Here is a 1,019-nt window from a genome sequence, read left to right as displayed (position 1 = left end):
ATTAATTGGTGGAGCCTAGCGGGATCGAACCGCTGACCTCCTGCGTGCAAGGCAGGCGCTCTCCCAGCTGAGCTAAGGCCCCAATATTTAAATGGTCGGGAAGACAGGATTTGAACCTGCGACCCCATGGTCCCAAACCATGTGCTCTACCAAGCTGAGCTACTTCCCGAAAGAATGGCGCGCCCGAGAGGAGTCGAACCCCTAACCTCTTGATCCGTAGTCAAACGCTCTATCCAATTGAGCTACGGGCGCTTATAGTGCCGAGGGCCGGACTCGAACCGGCACGGTAGAACCTACCGCAGGATTTTAAGTCCTGTGCGTCTGCCAATTCCGCCACCCCGGCTTGGGCATGGAGCGGAAGACGGGATTCGAACCCGCGACCCCCACCTTGGCAAGGTGGTGTTCTACCACTGAACTACTTCCGCAGCGTAAATATTTGAATTAAGTAATGGTGCGGGTGAAGGGACTTGAACCCCCACGTCCGAAGACACTAGATCCTAAATCTAGCGCGTCTGCCAATTCCGCCACACCCGCAAAAGTGTTTGAGTGGTGAGCCATGAAGGATTCGAACCTTCGACCCTCTGATTAAAAGTCAGATGCTCTACCAACTGAGCTAATGGCTCGTACACACTTGAAATGAATAGTGGTGCCGGCCAGAGGACTTGAACCCCCAACCTACTGATTACAAGTCAGTTGCTCTACCAGTTGAGCTAGGCCGGCAAATGGTGGAGGATGCAGGGCTCGAACCTGCGACCCCCTGCTTGTAAGGCAGGTGCTCTCCCAGCTGAGCTAATCCTCCAATGCACATATAAAATGCGCAAATTATAATATTCAATTCGCCTGGCGGCGTCCTACTCTTGCAGGGGCAAAGCCCCAACTACCATCGGCGCTGGAGAACTTAACTTCTGTGTTCGGCATGAGAACAGGTGTGACCTCTCCGCTATTGCTACCAGACCTTCCTAAAAACAAGGACAAGGTATATTATATGCATTTTCTCGAAAAAATGCAAGGGTTTTTTT

Annotated in this window: 9 tRNA genes and 1 rRNA gene; all 10 read right to left on the bottom strand. The window is 52.1% G+C overall.

Annotated elements, in window-relative coordinates:
- Positions 1-6: 6 nt before the first annotated feature.
- A tRNA-Ala gene (locus K3T81_RS19365) sits at positions 7-82 on the bottom strand.
- Between the two features lie 10 nt (positions 83-92).
- Positions 93-169 (bottom strand) — tRNA-Pro (locus K3T81_RS19360).
- 6 nt (positions 170-175) lie between these two features.
- Positions 176-252, bottom strand: a tRNA-Arg gene (locus tag K3T81_RS19355).
- Positions 253-258: 6 nt separating this feature from the next.
- A tRNA-Leu gene (locus K3T81_RS19350) sits at positions 259-343 on the bottom strand.
- A gap of 7 nt (positions 344-350) precedes the next feature.
- Positions 351-425, bottom strand: a tRNA-Gly gene (locus tag K3T81_RS19345).
- 24 nt (positions 426-449) lie between these two features.
- A tRNA-Leu gene (locus K3T81_RS19340) sits at positions 450-534 on the bottom strand.
- A gap of 13 nt (positions 535-547) precedes the next feature.
- Positions 548-623, bottom strand: a tRNA-Lys gene (locus K3T81_RS19335).
- Between the two features lie 21 nt (positions 624-644).
- A tRNA-Thr gene (locus K3T81_RS19330) sits at positions 645-720 on the bottom strand.
- A 3-nt stretch (positions 721-723) separates the two neighbouring features.
- Positions 724-799: transfer RNA gene (locus tag K3T81_RS19325), tRNA-Val, on the bottom strand.
- A gap of 39 nt (positions 800-838) precedes the next feature.
- A 5S ribosomal RNA gene (gene rrf / locus K3T81_RS19320) occupies positions 839-954 on the bottom strand.
- Between the last annotated feature and the right edge of the window lie 65 nt (positions 955-1,019).

This window comes from Oceanobacillus jordanicus (genome assembly GCF_022095695.1).
Classification (GTDB): Bacteria; Bacillota; Bacilli; order Bacillales; family Amphibacillaceae; genus Oceanobacillus_B; species Oceanobacillus_B jordanicus.
The sequence above is the reverse complement of the archived record's forward strand: the minus strand, read 5'-3'. Positions and strand labels throughout refer to the sequence as shown.